The organism is Opitutaceae bacterium TAV5 (assembly GCA_000242935.3).
In the GTDB taxonomy this organism is placed as follows: domain Bacteria; phylum Verrucomicrobiota; class Verrucomicrobiia; order Opitutales; family Opitutaceae; genus Geminisphaera.
This window is the reverse complement of the sequence record CP007053.1, coordinates 606,712-625,927: the sequence shown is the minus strand read 5'-3', so window position 1 is coordinate 625,927 and position 19,216 is coordinate 606,712. Positions and strand designations below refer to the sequence as shown.

The 19,216-nt window shown below is 67.2% G+C and carries 14 protein-coding genes; 8 read left to right on the top strand and 6 right to left on the bottom strand.

All coding sequences use genetic code 11. From position 1 onward, the window contains the following. Positions 1 to 137: 137 nt before the first annotated feature. The 3 genes from OPIT5_03185 to OPIT5_03175 are packed head-to-tail and all read left to right on the top strand — an operon-like array spanning position 138 to position 4,569. Complete coding sequence (locus tag OPIT5_03185; GenBank protein ID AHF89418.1) at positions 138 to 3,296, top strand: multidrug transporter; 3,159 nt, start codon at positions 138 to 140, stop codon at positions 3,294 to 3,296. After that, positions 3,296 to 3,487, top strand: coding sequence for a hypothetical protein (locus tag OPIT5_03180; protein AHF94002.1), 192 nt, complete (start codon positions 3,296 to 3,298; stop codon positions 3,485 to 3,487). The genes OPIT5_03185 and OPIT5_03180 overlap by 1 nt, the downstream gene beginning before the upstream one ends. Then, a complete protein-coding gene (locus OPIT5_03175; GenBank protein AHF89417.1) occupies positions 3,484 to 4,569 on the top strand; it encodes an RND transporter in 1,086 nt (361 codons plus the stop codon). Before OPIT5_03180 ends, OPIT5_03175 begins: the two co-directional genes overlap by 4 nt. Positions 4,570 to 4,618: 49 nt before the next feature. On the opposite strand, the gene OPIT5_03170 is transcribed toward OPIT5_03175, so the two are convergent. From OPIT5_03170 to OPIT5_03145, 4 genes are all read right to left on the bottom strand, one after another. Next, a complete protein-coding gene (locus OPIT5_03170; GenBank protein AHF89416.1) occupies positions 4,619 to 5,338 on the bottom strand; it encodes a membrane protein in 720 nt (239 codons plus the stop codon). A 98-nt stretch (positions 5,339 to 5,436) separates the two neighbouring features. Beyond that, a complete protein-coding gene (locus OPIT5_03165; GenBank protein ID AHF89415.1) occupies positions 5,437 to 6,549 on the bottom strand; it encodes a ferrochelatase in 1,113 nt (370 codons plus the stop codon). Between the two features lie 1,209 nt (positions 6,550 to 7,758). Further along, the gene (locus OPIT5_03150; GenBank protein ID AHF89414.1) at positions 7,759 to 10,212 is read right to left on the bottom strand and encodes a hypothetical protein; all 2,454 of its coding nucleotides are present in this window, start codon (positions 10,210 to 10,212) and stop codon (positions 7,759 to 7,761) included. A gap of 76 nt (positions 10,213 to 10,288) precedes the next feature. Continuing rightward, positions 10,289 to 11,518: a dolichol-P-glucose synthetase gene (locus tag OPIT5_03145; protein ID AHF89413.1), complete on the bottom strand. Its 1,230-nt coding sequence runs from the start codon at positions 11,516 to 11,518 to the stop codon at positions 10,289 to 10,291. Between the two features lie 216 nt (positions 11,519 to 11,734). Between OPIT5_03145 and OPIT5_03140 the strand changes: the two genes are divergently transcribed. The 3 genes from OPIT5_03140 to OPIT5_03130 all read left to right on the top strand — a co-directional run bounded on the left by OPIT5_03140 (position 11,735) and on the right by OPIT5_03130 (position 16,064). Next, entirely contained in the window at positions 11,735 to 12,508 is a 774-nt protein-coding gene (locus OPIT5_03140; protein AHF89412.1) for a hypothetical protein, read from the top strand. A 130-nt stretch (positions 12,509 to 12,638) separates the two neighbouring features. Next, positions 12,639 to 13,178 (top strand): hypothetical protein, encoded by a 540-nt coding sequence (locus OPIT5_03135; GenBank protein ID AHF89411.1) that lies wholly within the window; start codon positions 12,639 to 12,641, stop codon positions 13,176 to 13,178. A 231-nt stretch (positions 13,179 to 13,409) separates the two neighbouring features. After that, positions 13,410 to 16,064, top strand: coding sequence for a helicase (locus OPIT5_03130; protein ID AHF89410.1), 2,655 nt, complete (start codon positions 13,410 to 13,412; stop codon positions 16,062 to 16,064). Here the strand turns inward: OPIT5_03130 and OPIT5_03125 are convergent. Both OPIT5_03125 and OPIT5_03120 read right to left on the bottom strand, forming a co-directional pair. Continuing rightward, a complete protein-coding gene (locus OPIT5_03125; protein AHF89409.1) occupies positions 16,012 to 16,491 on the bottom strand; it encodes a hypothetical protein in 480 nt (159 codons plus the stop codon). The genes OPIT5_03130 and OPIT5_03125 overlap by 53 nt on opposite strands. A gap of 152 nt (positions 16,492 to 16,643) precedes the next feature. After that, a complete protein-coding gene (locus tag OPIT5_03120) occupies positions 16,644 to 17,633 on the bottom strand; it encodes a farnesyl-diphosphate synthase (protein AHF89408.1) in 990 nt (329 codons plus the stop codon). A gap of 45 nt (positions 17,634 to 17,678) precedes the next feature. Between OPIT5_03120 and OPIT5_03115 the strand changes: the two genes are divergently transcribed. Beyond that, positions 17,679 to 18,335 (top strand): hypothetical protein, encoded by a 657-nt coding sequence (locus tag OPIT5_03115; protein ID AHF89407.1) that lies wholly within the window; start codon positions 17,679 to 17,681, stop codon positions 18,333 to 18,335. A gap of 70 nt (positions 18,336 to 18,405) precedes the next feature. Further along, positions 18,406 to 19,209: a hypothetical protein gene (locus OPIT5_03110; protein AHF89406.1), complete on the top strand. Its 804-nt coding sequence runs from the start codon at positions 18,406 to 18,408 to the stop codon at positions 19,207 to 19,209. The last annotated feature ends 7 nt before the right edge of the window (positions 19,210 to 19,216 follow it).

Sequence of the window (19,216 nt, the reverse complement as noted above, 5' to 3'; positions counted from 1 at the left end):
CATGATTCGTTACAAAACAGGCGTCCGCCGGCATACATTCGGGGCGCGGTTTCTGCTAGAATGGGGACGCATCGTTCCGCCGGCCTGTCGCCGGTCGCACGACCCGGCCACGCCGCCTTTTCACTACCACCGCCACCATGTGGATCGTTCTCTTCGCGCTTCGTTACAAGTACACCATCGCCGTCCTCGCCATCCTGATCCTGCTTTTTGGCGTGATGTCGGGGCGGCGCATGTCCACCGACATCCTGCCGCGCGTGGACAGCCCGGAGATCATGGTCGTGTGGACCTACAACGGTCTCAATGCCGCCGAGATGGCGTCGAAGCTCACCTCGTTTTCCGAGATCGCCATCCTCAACAACGTGGACGATCTGCTCGAGGTCCGCTCCGAGTCCTCCAACGGCACCGCGCTCATCAAGCTGCGCTTCCAGCCCTACGTGGACATCAACACCGCGATGACGCAGACCACCGGCGTCTCGCAGACGATTCTCCGGCGCATGCCCACCGGCACCACGCCGCCGCTCGTCGTGCGCACGAGCCCCTCGAGCGTGCCGATCATCCAGCTCGTGATGTCGTCGGACACGATGTCGAGCGGACAGCTTTTCGACTACGCGCGCCTCGCCCTCCGCGCCCAGCTCCAGAGCGTGCCCGGCATGCGCATCTCGCTGCCCTACGGCGGCGCCTCGCGCCAGGTCATGGTCGATCTCGATCCCGATGCGCTCATTGCCTTCGGTCTCTCCGCCGCCGACGTCAGCGCCGCCATCGGCCGGCAAAACCTCACGCTTCCCTCCGGCTCCCTGCGCGAGGGCGAACGCGAACTGCCCGTGGAAATCAACGCCAGCCCGGAAAACGTGCAGGGATTTCTCGACCTGCCGCTGCGCTCCGTTGACGGGAAAATGATTCTCCTGCGCGACGTCGCCAACGTGCGCGACGGCGAGGCCGTCTCCACCAACATCGCCCGCCTCAACGGCCAGAACGCCGTCATGGTCTCCATCCTCAAGCTCGGCAACGCCTCCACGGTGGACATCATCGACGGCATCCTCGCGCGCCTCCCCGAAATCCGCGCCTCCGCGCCGGCGGGGATGAACATCGAGCCGATCTTCGACCAGTCCGTCTTCGTGCGGGCGGCGGTGGACGGGGTGCGGCACGAAATCCTGCTCGTCGGCGGCCTCGTCGCCGCCGTGGTGCTGCTCTTCCTCGGCTCGTGGCGCTCGACGCTGATCGTGCTCACCTCGATCCCGCTCGCGCTGCTTTGCTCCATCGTCGGGCTCAACCTCGTCGGCGCCACGTTCAACCTGATGACGCTCGGCGGCCTCGCGCTCGCCATCGGCATCCTCGTGGACAACTCGCTGGTCGAGATCGAGAACATCAAACGGCAAATCTCGCTCGGCAAGGACGTGCGCCAGGCGATCGTGGACGGCGCGAAGCAGGTGGCGTTTCCCGAATTCGTTTCGACGCTCTCTATCTGCATCGTCTTCCTGCCGATCTTCCTGCTCACGGGCACGGCGTCCTACGTCTTCCGTCCGCTCGCGCTCGCCGTCGTTTTCGCGATGCTCGCCAGCTACCTGCTCGCCCGCACGCTCGTCCCCACGCTGGCGTCGATCATCCTGCCCTCCGAGCTGCGCGCCGAAAAGCGCCGCGAGGGCCGGCCGCCGCGCGGCCTCGGCCGCATCCATCACGGCATCGAGCACGGCGTGGACCGCGCCGCCGGAGTCCAGGGCCGGTTCCTGCGCGCGATTCTCGGGCGGAAATACCTCGTGCTCATCCCGGTGGCGGTGGCCGTCTCGCTCGGCGTGTTTGCCGCGCTCAAGTCCGGCCGCGAGTTTTTCCCGAAAACCGACGCCGGCCTCATCCGGCTCTTCGTCCGGGTGCCGAGTGGTATCCGTGTCGAGGATACGGCGCGCATCATGGCCGACATGCAGCGCGAGATCCGCAGCCTGATCCCGCGGGATGAATTGCAGTTTGTCGTGGAAAACATCGGCACGCCCAGCGCCGTCAACCAGGCCTGGGTCGAGACGACCGCCATCAGCTCCGCCGACGGCGAGATCCTCGTGCAGCTCGCCGACAAGCACGGGCCGAGCGATGGCTACATCGAAAAAATCCGCGCCATGCTGGCGGAGAAGTTTCCCGATGCGCAGTCGTTTTTCCGTCCCGCCGACGCCACCAGCCAGACGCTGGCCTCGGGCGCGCCGACGACGTTCGAGGTGCGCTTCACCGGCCGCGATATCGCCGGCAACCTCGCTCTGGCGAAGGAGCTCCGGGAGCGTTTCGTCAAGGTGCCCGGGGCCGTTGACGTGACCCTGCGCGAGGTGCTCGACCAGCCGGGCTACGCGATCCGCGTGGACCGCGCCCGCGCCGCCACCTTCGGCATCACGCAGCAGGATGCGTCGAACGCGCTGCTCGCGGCGCTCGGCAGCGGCGGCTCGGTGGCGCCCAGTTTCTGGTCCGATCCCGGCACGGGAGCCGCCTACGACGTGCAGGTCATCGCGCCGCCGGCGATTCTCGACTCGGTCGAGCAACTGCTCAACCTGCCCATCCGTCCCTCGACCGGCGGCGGTGCGCCCGTGCCGTTGCGGGCCTTCGCCACGGTCAGCGAGAAACGGGCGCCCGCCAGCGTCTCGCGCACCACCATGCAGCCGACGTGGACCGTGGTGGCCAACGCGGCCGGCCGCGACCTCGGCAGCCTCACCGCCGACCTCGAAAAAATTATCGACGAACTTCGCCCGCGGCTGAAACCGGCCAACCGGATCGAGCTCGCCGGCCAGGCCGCGCTCATGCGTTCGGCCTACTCCGAACTGATCGGCGGACTCGGCCTGGCGGCGGTGCTCGTGTTCCTCGTCATGGTGGTGAATTTCCAGTCGTGGACGCTGCCTTTCGTGGCGATCAGCGGTCTGCCGGTGGCGGTGTCCGGCGCGCTCTTTTCGCTCTGGCTCACCGGCACTCCGCTAAGCGTGCCGGCGCTCATGGGCATCATCATGGTCGTGGGTGTATCCACGGCCAACAGCGTGCTCGTGAGCAGCTTTGCCCGCGACCTGACCAACGAGGGCATCGCGCCGTTCGAGGCCGCGATCAACGCCGCGACCACGCGCCTGCGTCCGGTCACGATGACGGCGCTGGCGATGATCCTCGGGGTCATCCCGATGGCGATCGGCCACGCGGAGGGCGGCGAGCAGAATGCGCCGCTCGGCCGCGCCGTCATCGGCGGCCTCGTCTTCGGCACCTGCGCCTCGCTGTTTCTGGTGCCGGTGGTCTTCGCCGCCGTGCGCGGGCGGTTCGGCGCGAAAAAAACCGCCTCCTGATGAAGACCCGATCCATTTTGAACAGAAGCGTGGAAACGAAGGCGCTCCAGCACCCGCCACCCGTCCCGCATCCGGAACTCTTTTTCTTCAAAACAAAGAACGTCTCTTTCGCCCGATCATCCTCCATCCACCAGCGAGCCTTCGTTTCCACGCTTCTGTGCAAATTTTCCGGACTTTTTTACGACTTATGAACTCTGCCACATCACTCCGTCTCCCTGTTGTCCTGTCGCTGCTCGCCGTCGTTCCGGCGCTGGTCGCGCAGGAAAACCGGACCCCTGTCCGCACGGTCGCGCCCTCCCTGGCGACGACTTCCCGCCTGTACGAAATCCCCGGTCGCACCGAGCCGTACGAGGCCGTCAGCGTCTACACGCGCGCCACCGGCATCGTGCGCGAGCGCAAGTTCGATATCGGCGACATGGTCAAGGCCGGCGACGTGCTCGCGGTCGTGGATGCGCCGGAAATCGACCGCGCCGTGGATTCCGCGCGCGCCGCCGTGGACCAGGCCATCGCCCGCGCGGAAAACGCCCGCGTGCTCGCCAAACGCTCCACCAGCCTGCTCGGCTCCAACGCGATCTCGCTGGAGGAATCCGAACAGCGCACGACGACCGCCACCGAAGCCGACGCCGCGGTCCGGGCCTCGAAGGCCGCGCTCGCCCGGCTGGAGGAGTTGCAACGGTTCGCGATCGTCCGCGCTCCGTTCGACGCCGTGATCTCCGCGCGCAATTTCGACCGCGGCGACCACGTGCGCGGCGATTCCGCGGCGACCGACGGCTGGCTCTACCGGATCGCGCGGATCGACAAGCTGCGCTTCGCGATCAACGCCACGCCCGATATCGCCCTGCGGCTCTCGATCGGCACGGAGGCCACGGTGCGTTTCAACGAATTGCCCGGACGCACCTTCCCCGCGCAGGTGGCGCGCTTCAGCCGTGTTTTCGACACGGCCTCCGGCACGATGCGCGCCGAGTTGCTGCTGGATAATCCGGATTTCATCCTGCCCGCCGGCCTGACGGGCACGGCGGCTTTCGAGCTGCCGCCGTCGCCGGGCACGTTTGTCGTGCCGACCAACACGTTGCTGGTCGAGAGCGGCAAGACCACGGTTGCGGTCGTGAGCGAGGGCAAGGTGGCCTTTCAGGAAGTCCGGCCGGGACGCAATTTCGGCCCGAGCGTCGAGGTGACCTCCGGCTCGCTGGCGGCGGACACGCCGGTGATCGTCAATCCCAATGCCATGCTGCGAGCCGGCGACGCGGTCGAGGCGCTGCCGATGGGGAAATAGAAGGCGGACGGGATGTGACGCGAGCGTCCCGCCCGCGCCCCTTTCATTTCTACGCCTTGCCGCGTTTCGACTGCCGGCGTTCGGCGATGAGTTTGCGTCGCGCCGCCCAGCGTTTCTTCTTTTCGCGGTCGAGGTGTTTTTTGAGCATGTAGAGTCCGCCGCAGGCGCCGCAGATGGCGGCGGGGACGAGCAGCGCGTTGTAGTGGACCAGCCGGTACAACAGCGCTCCGGCGATGCCGCCGAAGGTGAAGCCGGCGAGGAGCGAGGCCAGCAGGCGCACGCGGATCCACTCGACCGGCAGCCCGCGCAGGAACTGGCCGAGGGCGACGCCGAGATCGGTGACGATGCCCGTCATGTGCGAGGTGCGTACGATCGCGCCGCTGTAGGTGGTGGCCATGCCGTTCTGCATGCCGCAGGCGGTGGAGGCGAGGTAGTCGCCGACGATGCTGCCGCGGTTGAGAAACCAGACGGCGACAAAGAGCAGGCATGATTCGCCGGCGAGGATGAAGCCATAGCGGCGGCCGAGCTTCACGGTGCGGCCGCGGATGGTGAAACCGCTGATCGTGCAGCCGACGAAAAAGAAAAAGATCACGCACAGCGCGTTGAGCGCGCCGGGCATGTTGTCGTAGGCGAAGTTCGTGCCGAGAATCGTGATCGTGCCGGTGAGGTGGGTGATCGCCTGGTGCCCGAGCCCGAGAAGGCCGACGGCGTTGATGCAACCCGCGACCAGCGTGAGCAGGAAACCCCCGAGCGCGACCCAGGGCGGCAGATGCTTCGTGGTCGCGGCCGGGCGAGGCTCAGCGGAGGGAGGCGGCGGGGGCGGGGTGGCGGCGGATGGAGAGGAAAGGGCCTCGGCAGACATGGCTGTCAGGCAGAGACATCTTCCTGGGCGGACACGAGCTGGCGGGCGGCTTCCTTGACATGGGTTGCGGTGGGGGATTCGTGCGCGAGCCAGGCGCGCACGCGACCGGCGAGGAACCGGATGTAAGCGGGGGAATCGTTGAGGCAGGGCACGTGGAGGAACGCTTCGCCGCCGGCCTCGAGAAAGGTTTTCTCGCCGGTCATGGCGATTTCCTCGAGCGTCTCGAGGCAGTCGGCCACGAAGGCGGGGGTGAAGATGACGAGGCGTTTTTTGCCTTCGGCCGGCAGGCGTTCGAGCTCCTTGTCGGTGTACGGCGTGAGCCAGGGTTCGCCGGCGAGGCGTGACTGGAACGAGATCGACCACTTGCCGTCCGGGATGCCGGCGCGGCGCACGAAGGCTTGGGTGGTTTTGGTGATCTGGGCGCGGTAACAGGTTTCGTGGAGTGCGCTGCACGTGTTGCAGCAGTCGTTGACCGTCAGGCAATGGGCTTTTGAGGAATCGGCCTTGCGCAGGTGGCGCTCGGGGATGCCGTGATAGGAAAACAGCACATGGTCGTACGGGTCCTGCAAATACGGCTGCGAGACTGCGTTGAGCGCCTCGATGTAGTCGTGATCCTGGTAAAAGGGGCGCACGCATTCGATGCGCAGGCCGGGGGCGAGCCGGGCGGCTTCCTCGTAAACTTTTACGACCACGGTCTCCCACGAAGACATGGCGTAGTGCGGGTATTGGGGGAAGAGGAGCAGTTCATCGATGCCGGCCAGCGCGATGGTCTCGATGACCGAGGCGATGGACGGTTTGCCGTAGCGCATGGCGAGGAACACGAGCTGTTCGTCGCCGAAGTCGGCCTGGAGCTCCTTGACGAGTTTGCGCTGCACGCTTTCGGAGGTGACGACGAGCGGCGAGCCGGCCTTGGTCCAGACCTGGCGGTAGGCGTGGGCGGACTTGGGCGCGCGGAAGGGCGTGATGATGCCGTTGACGAGCAGCCAGCGGAAGGGTTTTGAGGGTTTGTCGATGACGCGTTCGTCACCGAGAAATTCACGCAGGTAACGGCGTACATCGCCGACCCGGGTGGAGTCGGGCGAACCAAGGTTGACGAGAAGAACAGCACGCCTGGACATAGAGCAAGGAATGAGCAGGCCGGACAATGCCCGGTCTGTCAACCGGGGGCGTGAGGTTTGGGGGCGGGAGGGTGTAACTCAAACGGATGCCATGACGTGGCACGGGCTTTTTCTGCCAAACGCCCGTGATTCCGGGGAGGGGGGAGACGCTTGCGGCGCGGAGCGCCGTCCACGGCCAGGATGGCCGTGCCACCCGGAGGCTCCCGGTTATTCCTTGTTGCCGGCGTCGCGGATCATTTCGGCAGCGGCGGCCTGGACCTTGGGCATGGCCTTCATCATGCGGGGCATCATGACTTCCTGCATGCGGGCGCCGAGTTCGGGCTGCTTGTCGATAAACGCCTGGCCGGTGGGCGTGGAATAAAACACGGAAAGGCCCTGCAACTGGTCTTTCGTGAAGAGATCCGAGTAGGCGGTGGCGATGTCGCCTTTCATGCCCTTGATGTCCATCTCGTCGAAGAGGATATTGACGAGCTTCATCTGCATGTCGGCCATCTTCTGCGCCTCGGCGTCTTTCATGCCCTGCTGTTGCAGCATCTGGAGGAACATTTTCCCGAGGACGGCGCGTTGCTGTTCGAGCGATTTGGCGATCATTTCCTCGAAGCGCATCTGGTCCATGAGCGCGGTGGCTTCGGCGAGGGTGGCCTTTTCACCGGAGCTGGCGGCGACCGTGGCGGATTCGAGCGAGACTTTTTTAGTGGCGCCGTCTTTGGTCAGCGTGAGCGTGCCGGAGGTGGCGTCCCAGGAGTCGAGCTTCCAGCCGTTGAAGGTCTTGCCGACGGCCACCCATTTGCTTTCGCCGTCGGTATCGGAAAGGGAGAAGAGCGGTTCGCCTCCGGTCATGAGGACGCCGCGCAGGGCTGGCGGGGGAGCGTCGGCGGCGGAAGCGAACGAGGCAGCGGCGAGGGTGGCAAGGAGAGCGAGGAGACGGAGCGTTTTTTTCATCGGGATCGGGTTGCGGGTGAACGGGGGAAGGAAGACCGGAAACCATGACCCCGAAGGGGGCCGCCAGCAAGGGGCAAGTGCGCGAGGGGCGATTTTCGGAGCTCTGGCTGCAAAAACCGCGAGGGCTGTGCCGGAACCGGAGGGAATGGCCACAAAAAACACAAAATGTCTTTTTGTCCGGCGGGAATCTTCCGCGCGCTTATAAGCGCGGTGGAGCGTTTCATGCGCGGCGTGTTTTTTTGTGTTTTTTGCGGCCAATCAATTCAGTCACCGGCTTTTTTCGGGGTCGGCGGCGGCCTGCATGGCGAGGTCGAGCAGGAGGTCGGCCTGAAGGGACGCGCCGCGGGACTGGAAGAGGCGCGAGGCGTCGATGTAGAGCTGTTCGCGGCTGGAGGGCGGGGAACGTTTGATACCCTCGGTCATGGCCATGAAAGCCGTCGCGGGGTCGTTGGCCGCGAGGCGCAGCTCGGCGAGGCGCAGCCAGGGTTGCGGCGAATCGGGCGCGGCGTCGCGGGCCTGGGCAAAGCGTCGCTCGGCCTCGCCGGGGCGTCCGGCAACGGCGGCGGCCAGTCCGGCGCGGTAACGCGCCTCGGCTTCGGTCTGGCTGAAGTCCACGGCGTAGAGCCGCACGAGCTCCTTGTCGGCCTGGTAGTAGACCGGCGGCGTGGCGTAGGGAATGGGGCGCAGCCAGACCGGCGTGTTGCCGGCGCCGAGTTCATCGCGCTTCGGCAACGGTTTGCCGGGGTAAAGCGCCTGCCAGTAGCCCGCGGTGTAGCCGCTGGTGGTGATCCAGGCCACGTGGGTAACACCCCGTTTGCGGACGAGGCGTTCGGCGCGGGCGAGGGCTTCGGGATCGCCGACACAGAGATCGGTCATCAGTTGCGCGGCGGCGCGAAGGCCGTCGCCGTTTTCCCAGTGAAAGGTGCCGAGGGTCGCAAAGCCGCCGAAATAACCGATGGCGACCGAGGCGTTGGGGTCGGTGAGCACGATGATTTTTTCCGGCGGCACATCCGGCCGGTCGTTGCGCAGCACCGCGGCGATGTCGCGGTAGAGGAGGAAGGGGGCTTCGCCTTTCAGGACCGTCCCCTCCGCCTCCGTGCGGATCGCCCCCGAAATGATCCGCGCCGGCATGGTCAGGAAAAGCGCGGCGGCAACGATGGCGACCGCGGTCAGGATCGCGCGGCGCCGGCGCGGCGTGAGCGCGGCTGCGTCGATCCATACGCACAGCATGACGACGGCGGCGATGGACTGCGGCACGCTGGCGGATTGCAGCCAGCGCGTCTGCCACCAGCCTTGCAGGGTCATCGGCAGCGCGATGGCGAGGCAGAACACCAGCGCCAGCCGCGCCGCCGGTCGCCGCCACGCCAGCCGGAGCGTGACGACTGCGAGCAGCAGTTGCGCGGGGCGCAGGAGGCCCTGGTCCACAAACTTGAAAAAGCCCGTCTTCCCGAACTGGTCGGGCAGCGAGCGCAATTCGAGGATGTGGTGATGCACCGTGGCCATGAACGGGTCGAACATCATGAACACCCGCTCGCGGCCCACGATGAAGAGGAGGGGCACCACCGCCACCGCTGCGCCGGCGAGGAACGCCCGTTTCCGGCGCCAGGGTTTTGTTGTCGGACCCGGACCCGAACCCTGCGGATTTTCCAGCCATTCGAGCAACAGCGCGACCAGTTCGCCGCCGCCGAGCCAGGCGAGTGCGTAGACCGGATGGTTGACCTCGAGCCGCCAGCCGAACAGCCGGTCGGGAAACTGCTCCAGCAGGAAAAACAAAAAACCCGTCGCCGCGCCGACCCGCCCCCATAGCCGCCAGAGGTCCGGCCGGCAGATCGCGCCGCGCGCGCGCAGGTCGCGCCCGGCGGCCCAGGCGGCGAGCACGCCGGCAAATCCCGTCATGCCGATCGCGAGCACGGTGGCCACGGCATTGATCCAGAGCGCCACCCCGCCGCCGAGGGCCGAGACGAGAAAGGCGCGGCGGGCGGCGCGATCGTCGGGCAACCGGAGGAAGCCGCCGGAGGACGGTGCGGGCGGTGTTTTGCTGTTGCTGCCGGCCCCGGCCTCACCCTGGCCGCGCACCCAGCCGCCGCCGCCGAGCAGCGCGCCGAGGATCAGCGCGAGCAGGCCGATGTTGGTGATGCCGTGGTGGTCGTTGTACGACGGATAGAACGCTTCGTAAAACGAGTGCGCCCCGGCCAGGGACAGAGCGAGCAGTCCGCCGGCCACGGCGCCCTGCCGTCGCGCGAGCCAGAACGAATAACCGGCGAGCGTGAGCAGGAGCGCGGGCAGGTTGATCCACGCCGCCGCCTTTTCCACGGCGACGGGCCACGACACGTCCGCCACGCTTCGGTAAACCCGCGCCCAGGCAATGTGCAGCCACGCCCAGCCGGAGTTCCAGTAAACGGGGCGGCCTTCCGGGGCGTTGTCGAGCCGCGTGGTCCGCAGGCGAAAGTCGCCGTGGTCGGCCATCTCGATGATCTCGTCGGTCCACGTCATGCCGTCGGCCGCATGGGACGGCACGATGCCGGGCAGCCGGAGGCGTTCGGTCGGCTCGGGCGACAACTGCAGCCCGGTGATGCGGTCGAGATAATGGCGGACCAGCAGCCAGTGCGTGGTGACGAGCATCGTCGCCAGCAGCAGCCCGGCGAGCCATGGCCACCCCTGGCGAAAAAAGCGGCGGGCGGCGGAAGGGCGGTCGGGGGATGCGGGCGAAGAGTCGGGCATGGCGCGGTGAACCGGTGTTCGTAAGGGCGGCTGACCGTCCGGGGCAAGCCGTAGCGGCAGGCGCGGAGACTCTCCGTTACGCATTCCGCCCGTTGTCCGGCTCCGCTGCCGGCAGGACGTTGAGGCCGAGGATGCCGAGGAAAAAGCTGCCGAGCACGATCTGGCAGCCGAGCGTGAGCAGCGTGCCGGACGGGATCACCCAGCGCAGCGTTTCCTGCGGGGACAGGTCGCCGAAGTGCCGGCTGCCCCACTGCAACACCGCCGTCACGCCCAGCGCGAGGCCGGCGAGAATGAAACACGCGCCGGTTACCAGCCCCGCCTCGAGCGAGAGCCGGCGCATGACGGTTTCGAACCCCCGGTCGCGCGGACGCAGCCCGCACCGGATGGCAAACGCCTTGGTGAAGACCGAAAACTGGATCGACTGGAACCCGGTGAGCACGGCGATCGCGCAAAACAGCAGCGTGTGCACGTCGAGCGTCAGGCGGCCGAGGTGCAGCGGGCCGGCGAGCAACCGCCCGCCGAGGAGCGCGCCGCAGGCAAACAGCAAACACCCGGGATACAGGAACAGCCAGCGCGGGCTGAACAGCAGCATGAAGCGCAGGTGCCGCCAGCCATCGCGCCAGGGCCGCAGGTGCGGCGGCCGGTCGCGTCCGTCGGGAGCCAGCGTGGCGGGGACTTCGGCGATGCGCAGCCCCAGCAGCGAGGCCCGGACGATCATTTCGGAGGCGAACTCCATGCCGCTCGTGCGCAGGTCCAGACGCAGCCACGCGCTCTTGCGCAGGGCGCGCAGCCCGCAGTGAAAATCCCGGCACGGACTCCGGAAAAACAGCCGGCCGCAGGCCGAGAGCAGCGGGTTGCCGATGTAACGATTTTTCCAGGGCATGGCTCCGGCCCGGATGCCGCCGGCAAAGCGGTTGCCCACGACGAGGTCGTTGCCGGCGCGCAGCGCGTCGAGAAACGGTTGCAGCGACGGGCCGGAAAAATCGTAGCTGCCGTCGGCATCGCCCATGACGACCAGCGGGCTGCGGGCGGCGTCGATGCCGGCGCGCAGGGCATGGCCGTAGCCCCGTTGCGCGACGGGCACGAGCCGGGCACCGCGCGCGCGCGCGATTTCCCGGGAGCCGTCGGTGCTGCCGTTGTCGGCGACGATGATCTCGCCCCGCAAGCCGGCCCTAGCCAGCGCCTCCGCAGCGGCGTCGATGCAGGCGCCGAGCGTGCGGGCCTCGTTCAGGCAGGGCAGGACGACGGAAACCTCCGGCTGGGGATCGCGAGGATGCGGAGGCGGTGTGTCGGGCGGGCAACTCATTGCGGATTGGAACCGTGAATTTTCGGGGAAAGGCAGGGCCGGGCAACGACAATCCCGGCCGCTGCCTGGCGGTGCCTGGCAGAAAAAACCCGCGCCGCGCCCTGCCTTGCCAAAACCGGGGGCCCACGAAACACACGAAAGGATACGAAAACCAAACCATCGGATTTCTGTCTTTCTTTTCGTGTGTTTTCGTGTGTTTCGTGGGCAAAATCCATCATGCCTTCGCCTCCGCTGCCACCGTCCGTCGAACCTCCGCCCCCCGCTCGCCTCGCTTCCCTGCGCACCGCGTTCCTTGCGGGGCTGTTCATGCTCGCCCCGCTGGCCATCACCTGGGTGGTGTTTTCCTGGTCGGTCACCCAGGTCGGCGGACGCTTTCGCGACACGTTTTTTTTCTACGTCCCGGAGGAGCTTCTTTACAACCCGCGGCTCGACCTGCTCTGGAACGTGCTCGCCACGCTCATCGTGGCCGTGCTCATCACGCTGCTCGGCTATTTTTCGCGCAACCTCCTCGGCCGCGTTTTCGTGCAGCTCGCCGAGCGCGCCATCCTCGGCATCCCGGGCGTGAGCGCCGTTTATAACGCGGCCCGGCAGATCATCACGACCTTCTCCGCGCAAAACCGGAATCTCTTCAGCAAGGTCGTGGTCGTGGAATACCCGCGCCGCGGTTCATGGACGATCGGTTTTGTCACCAACCGGACCCAAGGCGAACCGCAGATCCGCGCCGGCGGGGAGCACGACGGCGAGGCCGGCCAGCCGCTCGAACGCTGGACGGTGTTCGTGCCGACTTCGCCCAACCCGACCAGCGGTTTCCTGCTGCTGCTGCCGAAGGACGAGGTCACCGAACTCGACATGAGCGTCGGCGACGGCATGAAGTTCGTGATCTCGGGCGGCTCGTTCGTGCCGCCCTGGCCGCCGCCCGCGGCGATTGTGCCGGCGGCGATTGCATCGAATAATCCCGACGGCGCGGCAACGCACACAAACGCGGGTTGAACCGGGAGACCGTTTTGCCGTGGCCGGGCCGCTGATCCAGATCGAGGCGTTAATCCTGAGGCGGCTGCCGCCATCGGATGCTTTTCAGCGGCTCGTGCTGTTCGATGCGGCGCACGGGACGCTCACGGTGTTGCACCGGATGCCGCGCAAGCCGAACCCCGACCAGATCAACGCCGACCTTTTTGACGAGGTGGCCGGCGTGGTCGAGGGCGGCAGCGCTACGGCGGGCGGCTCCGGCGGCGCGGGCGGCCTCGGGTTCGTGAAGGAGTTGCGCGTGGTGGCGCGGCATGAGCGGATCGGGCGCGACTACGAGGTCCTGCAACGGGCGTCGGCCTTCGCCTCGCTGGTGGCGCGCAATCCGGTGCCGGAGGAAAGCCGGGCGGATGTGTTCGCGTTGCTGCGGACTGTTTTTTCGGCGTTTGCGAGCGGCGCGCCGCCGGCCGTGGTCTATCTGAAAGGGCTTTACAGCTTCGCGCGCGACGAGGGTTACCCGGTGCGCCAGCAATGGATGGGCACGCTTTCGCCCGAGTTGCGGGCCTCGGCCGGGTTGCTGTTGCAGACGCCGCTGGCGGAGATCGGCCGTTGCGGGCCGCAGTTGCGCGACGGCGACGTGCTCGTGCGCCGGCTGGCGGAGTACCTGCGCGGGCACACCGAACTGGAGGTGGAGTAGGGAATTCCTGATTTTCGATTCATAATGTGGCACGGGCATCTTGCCCGTGAGCGTTGCCTCTCCGCGCCGTCCACGGCCAGGATGGCCGTGCCACGCCGGAGGCGGGCGTTTGACAGAAAAAGCCCGCGCCACGACGCTCCGCGTCACATCAGATCGAAAATCGGGAATCGAAAATCCCTCCCCCCTCTCCGACTTGCATTTCGCCCCCGGTACGGACCTGTTTGACCGCTTATGGAATTCGATCTCGACCAACGCACCGCCTCGCTGGGTATCGGCGAGTTTTCCGCGTTTACGGTCGGGCCGCGTCCGGCGGGCAGCGGGCAACAGGGCGGCGTGTGGCGCGCGCAGCTCGGCACCCGCTGGCATCAGGAGCTGCGCGCGCAGATAGCGGCGGAGCGGGCGGACGCGACCTTCGAGGTGCCGGTGAGCGGCCGCGTGGCGCATGCGGGCTGGATGATCACGCTGACCGGCCGGATCGACCAGATCATCCCGCCGGCCGCACCGTTGCCGGCGGCCGGGGCGGGGAGGGCGGCGGCGCGGCCCCGCGAGGAGCCGCTCGTGCTGCGCGAGATCAAGACGACGATGCGCGCCATCCCGGCGGTCGAAGAGGAATTGCGCGCGGAGTATCCGGAGTATTTTGCACAACTGGCCACCTACGTGGCACTGCGACGGATCGCCGACCCGGCGCAGCGCGTGCGGGGCGAATTGTTATTCGTCGAGGCAGGCAGCGGCCTGAGCCAGACCATCGCCTGCACCGACAGGGACGAGGCGCTGTTTCGTTCGCAACTGGAGGCGGTGCGAGTGTTCCTCGACTTGCGGGCGCGTTCACGCGCGCGGCTGCGCGCGCTGGCGTTTTCCCCGCCGTTCGCGACGCCGCGTATCGGCCAGGAAACGACAGCGGCGGAGCTCGAGGCCGCGATGGTGCTGCACCGGAACGTGCTGTTCACTGCGCCGACAGGCTTCGGCAAGACGGGTGTGCTCCTCGAATGCGCGCTCGGGCAGATGCGCGCCGGGCGGTTCTCGCGGCTGATTTACCTGACAAGCAAGGCGACGGGGCAGTTGCAGGTGATGGAAACGCTCGGACGAATGCGCAGCGGGGATGTCCAGGAACCCGGAGCGGCGGCTTTTTCTGCCGAACCGCCGCCGGACGGGACGACAGTCCCGCCCGTGCGAACACCGGATGATGCAGAGGCGCGCTGTCGCGCGTCCGGCGGCGGGGACGCCGCCGCTCCGCCAAGCCGCCCGGACGAATCCGCCTTTGTCCAGGCGTGGCAGGTGCGGCCGAAGCGCGAGCATTGCGTCAACACCACGTTCCACTGCGTGCGCAGCGTGTGCGGTTATCTCGACGGGCTGGAGCGGCGCTGGGAGAGCGCGGGGCTGGCGCGGTTTTACCGGTTCGGGAACGAGGCGCGCGACATCGCGGCGTTGCGCGCGGCGGGGCGGCATGCGCGGGTGTGCCCGTACGAGATCACGCGCACGGCGCTGGCGTTTCAGGATGTATGGGTGGGCGATTACAACTACGTGTTCGCGCCGGCCAACCGGGGACTGTTTTTCGAGCAACCCGGCTTCGATCCGGCGGAAACGCTGCTGGTGATCGACGAGGCGCACAACCTGCCTTCGCGCGTGGCCGACGCATGGTCGCATGTGGCCGATGCCGGCACGGCGCGCGCGGTGCTGGCCGAGCTCGACCACCAGCGCGCGCCGGCGCCGCTGGTGCGCGCATGGGAGGCATGGGGTTTATTGCTCGCCCGGCTGCGCCCGTGCGAGGAACTCGGACTCGACCAGGAGGATGACGTGGCCGATGCGTTGCGCGCGCTGGCGGCGCGGATCACGCAGACGCCGCTCGACGCGGCCGACCTCGGGCCCTTCGTCAGCGAGGCGGTGTGGCAGATCCCGGCGCTGGCCGACTGGATGGGGTTGGACAATCTGCGGAAGCTGCTGTGGTGCCCGGCCGAGGGGAAACTCCATTTCACCTGCATTGATGCGGCGCAGGCGATCGGCGATGCGCTGGCGCCGTTTGGCGGCGTGGTGTTTGCCACGGCGACGCCGGGTCCGGCGAGCCTGTTCGCCGAGGCGTGCGGGCTCGCGCCGACGATGGCAGACGCGAGCGCGGGGAGCGGCGCGGCGGCGATGCAGACCGTGGACGAGACTCCGCACGAGATCGTGGCGCGCACACCGTGGCGCGACGGCGCGTACGACATCGCGTACGATGTGCGCGTGGACACGACGTACCGGGAGCGGGGGCGCCATGCAGGGATGACGGCCGCGACGGTGGCCGCGTTGCACGAGGCGGCGGCCGGATGCGTCGTGGTGTTTTTCCCGAGTTATGCCTACGCGGAAGCGATCACCCGCGAGCTGGACGCGGCGTTTCCGGCGATGCGCGTGGCGCTCCAGCCGCGCCTCAACGATCTGGCGGCGCAGACGGCCTGGGTGGAGGAGTCGCTGGCGTTGACCGACGCGGTGTTTCTGGTGCTGGGCAGCAGCTTTGCGGAAGGCATCGACGCGCTTGGCGGGCGGGTCAGCCATGCGATGGTGGTGGGGCCGGCGCTGCCCGAGGTGAACGCGGTGCAGAAGGCGCGCCTGGCGGCGTTGCGCGGGTTGCCGCGGGAGGAAGCGTTTCGCCGCGTGTACCAGGTGCCGGGTATGCAGAAGGTGAACCAGGCGCTGGGCCGGCTGGTGCGCGCCCCGGGGCAGCGGGCGCGGGTGCTGCTGCATTGCCGGCGGTTTGCCGAGTTGAGCTACGCGAGGCTGCTGGACCGCGATTACCAGTTTGGCGAGACGATCACCGGCGAGGCGGAGTTGTCCGCATGGCTGCAGGCGGAAGAAGCCGGCTTCAGGCGTGCCGGGGCTGCCGGTGAAGACGGTCGCGCTGCGGAAGGCGGATGAGCACCGGGTCCATGACGAATGGCGCGATGGTGCTATCGTGGGCCGGTTCGGGCGCGGTCACGCGGTCGGCGACCTTCGCCAGCCGGGAGTGGAGCGTGTGCCGCATCACCTGGCGAAAACGGCCGACAGAAATGCGGGCACCGAGCACACGCCGGAGAAAGCCGCTGTTTTTCGGATGGTGCCCGTATTCCCACGCTTCCATGGGAAAATCGCGCATCCGGCGCAGGCGGCCGGCGGCACGGACCAGGTCGTAGTCGGGAGCGAAAAAATCGCTGCCGATCCGTCGCAAGAGCGGATGCAGCAGGCGTCCGACCGGGTGCAGGGTCTCCCTGACCACGGATTCTTCAAAGTCGTCGGGACCGAGATGGTGGTCCTCGCAGTACAATTCGGCGAAGGTACGCCGTTGCGGGAGGGTATTGGTGCTCATGAGGGAAAAAAGCACAGGAAGCCCTATGCTCGTTTCCGGTCATTGGCGACAGTTTTTTGCCATAAAATGGCGTTTGTGTGGACAGCCGTCCAACCGTCCCTTTCGGGCTCGCGCCGGGATGGGCGGCGCGAGGGGCAAGGCCGGCTGGCCGACTATCTTGCGCGGGAGGCCATTGTTTCGGCCAGTCCGGCGAGAAACGCGGGGTCGCCCGGCAGGGAGCGGAAGGCGGCGACGGCTTCGCCCGTCAGGTCGCGGGCGAGGCGGCGGGCGGTATCGATGCCGTGGAGTTTCACGTAGGTCATCTTGCCGGCGGCGGCATCCTTGCCGGGGGTCTTGCCGAGCGTGGCGAGGTCGGCGGTGGCATCGAGGACATCGTCGACGATCTGGAAGGCGAGGCCGAGTTGGCGGCCGGCGCGGTCGAGCGTGGCGAGGTCGGAGTCGCCCGCGCCGCCGACCAGCCCGCCCATGACGAGCGAGGCGCGGATCATGGCGGCGGTCTTGTTGAGGTGGATGAATTCGAGGTCAGCGGCGGTGGCGCCGGCGTTTTTTTCGGCGAGCAGATCGGCCATCTGCCCGGCGATGAGCTGGTCCGGACCGGCGGCGGCGGCAAGGGTGCGGACGAGCGCGGTGGCGAGGCGCGGGTCGGACCCGTAGGCGTTGGCGAGGAGGGCGAAGGCGTGGGTAAGGAGCGCATCGCCGGCAAGGAGAGCGGTGGCCTCGTCAAAGGCGCGGTGGGCGGTGGGGCGGCCGCGGCGCAGGTCGTCGTTGTCCATGCAGGGCAGGTCGTCGTGGATCAGCGAGTAGGTATGGACGCATTCGATGGCCGCGGCGGCGGGGAGGGGCGAGAGCGGAGGGGGGGAGGGGGGGAGGGGGGGCGAGGCCATCGCCGATTCGGGATTCACCGCTGGCGGCGTCGGCGCGGCCGGCCGGATCGTCCGGGTCGTCTGGATCGTCTGAAAAAGCTCGGCGGCGGCGATGACGAGGACGGGGCGGAGGCGCTTGCCGCCGGCCTGGAGTGTGTAGCGCATGGCCTCGTGGAGGCGGGCGGGGCCGGGCTGCGGGCCGCTCCAGGGAGGGACCAGCGAGTCGAGCGCGGTTTCAAAGACGGCGGCAAGGCGGTTTAATTTGGTTGAGATGTCCATCGGCGCGTAAATACGTTGGCGACCCTGTTTACTGTCCTTCCCGCAATGCCTACCTTGGAGCAAGTCTGCAAACGCCTCTTTTCCGATTCGACGTGGTTTATCAAATGTCTGATCGGGGCTCTGCTTCTGGCGGTGCCGGGAGCTCATTTTTTCGCATTCGGTTATCTTTACGAGATCGTCGACCGCGCCCGGCGCGATGATCTGGACGTCCTGCCGGAGTGGGACGACTGGAAGCGGCTGTTCCTGAACGGCGTTTCCGCCTTCGTGATTTTCTGTATCCTCGGCCTGCTGCCGGTGGCGGTGGCGGCAGGGCTCGTTTCCCTGGTCAAACTGCTGCTTACGTGGGTGGGCCTGTTCACGTTGCAGTTGCCGCGGATGCTCGTGGGTTCGCTGATCTATCTGCCGGTGGCGGTGGCGATCGTGCTCGCGCTGCCGCTGACGGTGGCCGGGCTTTACCAGTACCAGCGCCGCGAGGAGTACGCCGATGCCTTCCGCCCGTGGGTGCTCATGGCGATGCTCCGCTCCACCCGCGCGCACTTCTATGTGCCGACCTTTGCCTTCGCCGGGTTTCTGGTGCTGGGCAGCCCGCTGATGACGTTCACCGCCTTTATCGCGCTCCTTGCCGGCTGGGCGTTTTATGCCATCTTCTTCCGCGAAGTGGAGCACGCCCGGCGCGCGGACAAATCAAAAGCCGAAAACTGAAACGGAAACCGACCCAATACCCGAACCCGATCCTTGCCCGAAACCGGAACCCTGAAAACACTTTCCCCCTATGGCCGACACACCTGACACACCTGATACGCCTACACCACCCTCCCGACCCGTCGCCGCGGCCAAAGCCGCTCCCGCCAAAAACAGGAAACGCAAGCCGCCCAAAAAGCAGGCGCCGCTCCCGCCCAAAGCGCCGACGTTTGCCGGCTGTATTTTCGGCACGGTGGTCGGGGCCGTCCTCGGCGGCCTGCTCGCCGTCCTCCATCTCGCCGCGGCGCCGGTGGAAAAGGTCAGCCAGTTCCCCGAAAAGCCCGAGCCAGGCAAGGCCTACTTTGTCCAGGGTTCGCGCGATGCGAAAAGCGCGAAGTTCTGGGAGCGGAAACAGATGCAGGTGACCGCAGGCCGGCCCGCCGGGACGATCCGGGTGAACGAGGCCGAGATCAATGCCTGGGTAAAATCCGCATTTGAAAAAACTCCCGCCGAAAGCCAGTGGCTGGCGTACGAACCCGGCCTGCCCGATTTCCGCATCGAGGGCGGCAGGATGCACGTCAGTTTCGATGGCCAGTTCTACGTCCTTGGCAGCGCCCGTCCGCTGGTCATCCAGACGGAGGGCACGATCGTCAAGGGAGGAGGAGACAAGTTTACCTACGTGGCCGACGAGATCTACGTCGGCGCCTTGCGCGCCGGCCTTCTGCCGGGGCTGGTGGAACGCCTGCGCACCCGGCTCGAGGCGGCGTTTCCCACGCCGGACAAGGATAGCCTCGGCAAACTCGCCGAAGGCTGGGCAAAGCTGACCGAGGTGAAACTCGACGGAAAGGCGCTCGTGCTCACCATTCCGAAGCCCGAACCGGAGGAGAAAAAGTAGGAGAGCG

Coding starts and splice junctions, on each gene's coding strand:
- OPIT5_03150 (AHF89414.1), bottom strand. CDS start 10,212: ATGCCCGACTCTTCGCCCGCATCCCCCGACCGCCCTTCCGCCGCCCGC.
- OPIT5_03125 (AHF89409.1), bottom strand. CDS start 16,491: ATGAGCACCAATACCCTCCCGCAACGGCGTACCTTCGCCGAATTGTAC.
- OPIT5_03175 (AHF89417.1), top strand. CDS start 3,484: ATGAACTCTGCCACATCACTCCGTCTCCCTGTTGTCCTGTCGCTGCTC.
- OPIT5_03140 (AHF89412.1), top strand. CDS start 11,735: ATGCCTTCGCCTCCGCTGCCACCGTCCGTCGAACCTCCGCCCCCCGCT.
- OPIT5_03115 (AHF89407.1), top strand. CDS start 17,679: ATGCCTACCTTGGAGCAAGTCTGCAAACGCCTCTTTTCCGATTCGACG.
- OPIT5_03110 (AHF89406.1), top strand. CDS start 18,406: ATGGCCGACACACCTGACACACCTGATACGCCTACACCACCCTCCCGA.
- OPIT5_03165 (AHF89415.1), bottom strand. CDS start 6,549: ATGTCCAGGCGTGCTGTTCTTCTCGTCAACCTTGGTTCGCCCGACTCC.
- OPIT5_03130 (AHF89410.1), top strand. CDS start 13,410: ATGGAATTCGATCTCGACCAACGCACCGCCTCGCTGGGTATCGGCGAG.
- OPIT5_03145 (AHF89413.1), bottom strand. CDS start 11,518: ATGAGTTGCCCGCCCGACACACCGCCTCCGCATCCTCGCGATCCCCAG.
- OPIT5_03185 (AHF89418.1), top strand. CDS start 138: ATGTGGATCGTTCTCTTCGCGCTTCGTTACAAGTACACCATCGCCGTC.
- OPIT5_03120 (AHF89408.1), bottom strand. CDS start 17,633: ATGGACATCTCAACCAAATTAAACCGCCTTGCCGCCGTCTTTGAAACC.
- OPIT5_03180 (AHF94002.1), top strand. CDS start 3,296: ATGAAGACCCGATCCATTTTGAACAGAAGCGTGGAAACGAAGGCGCTC.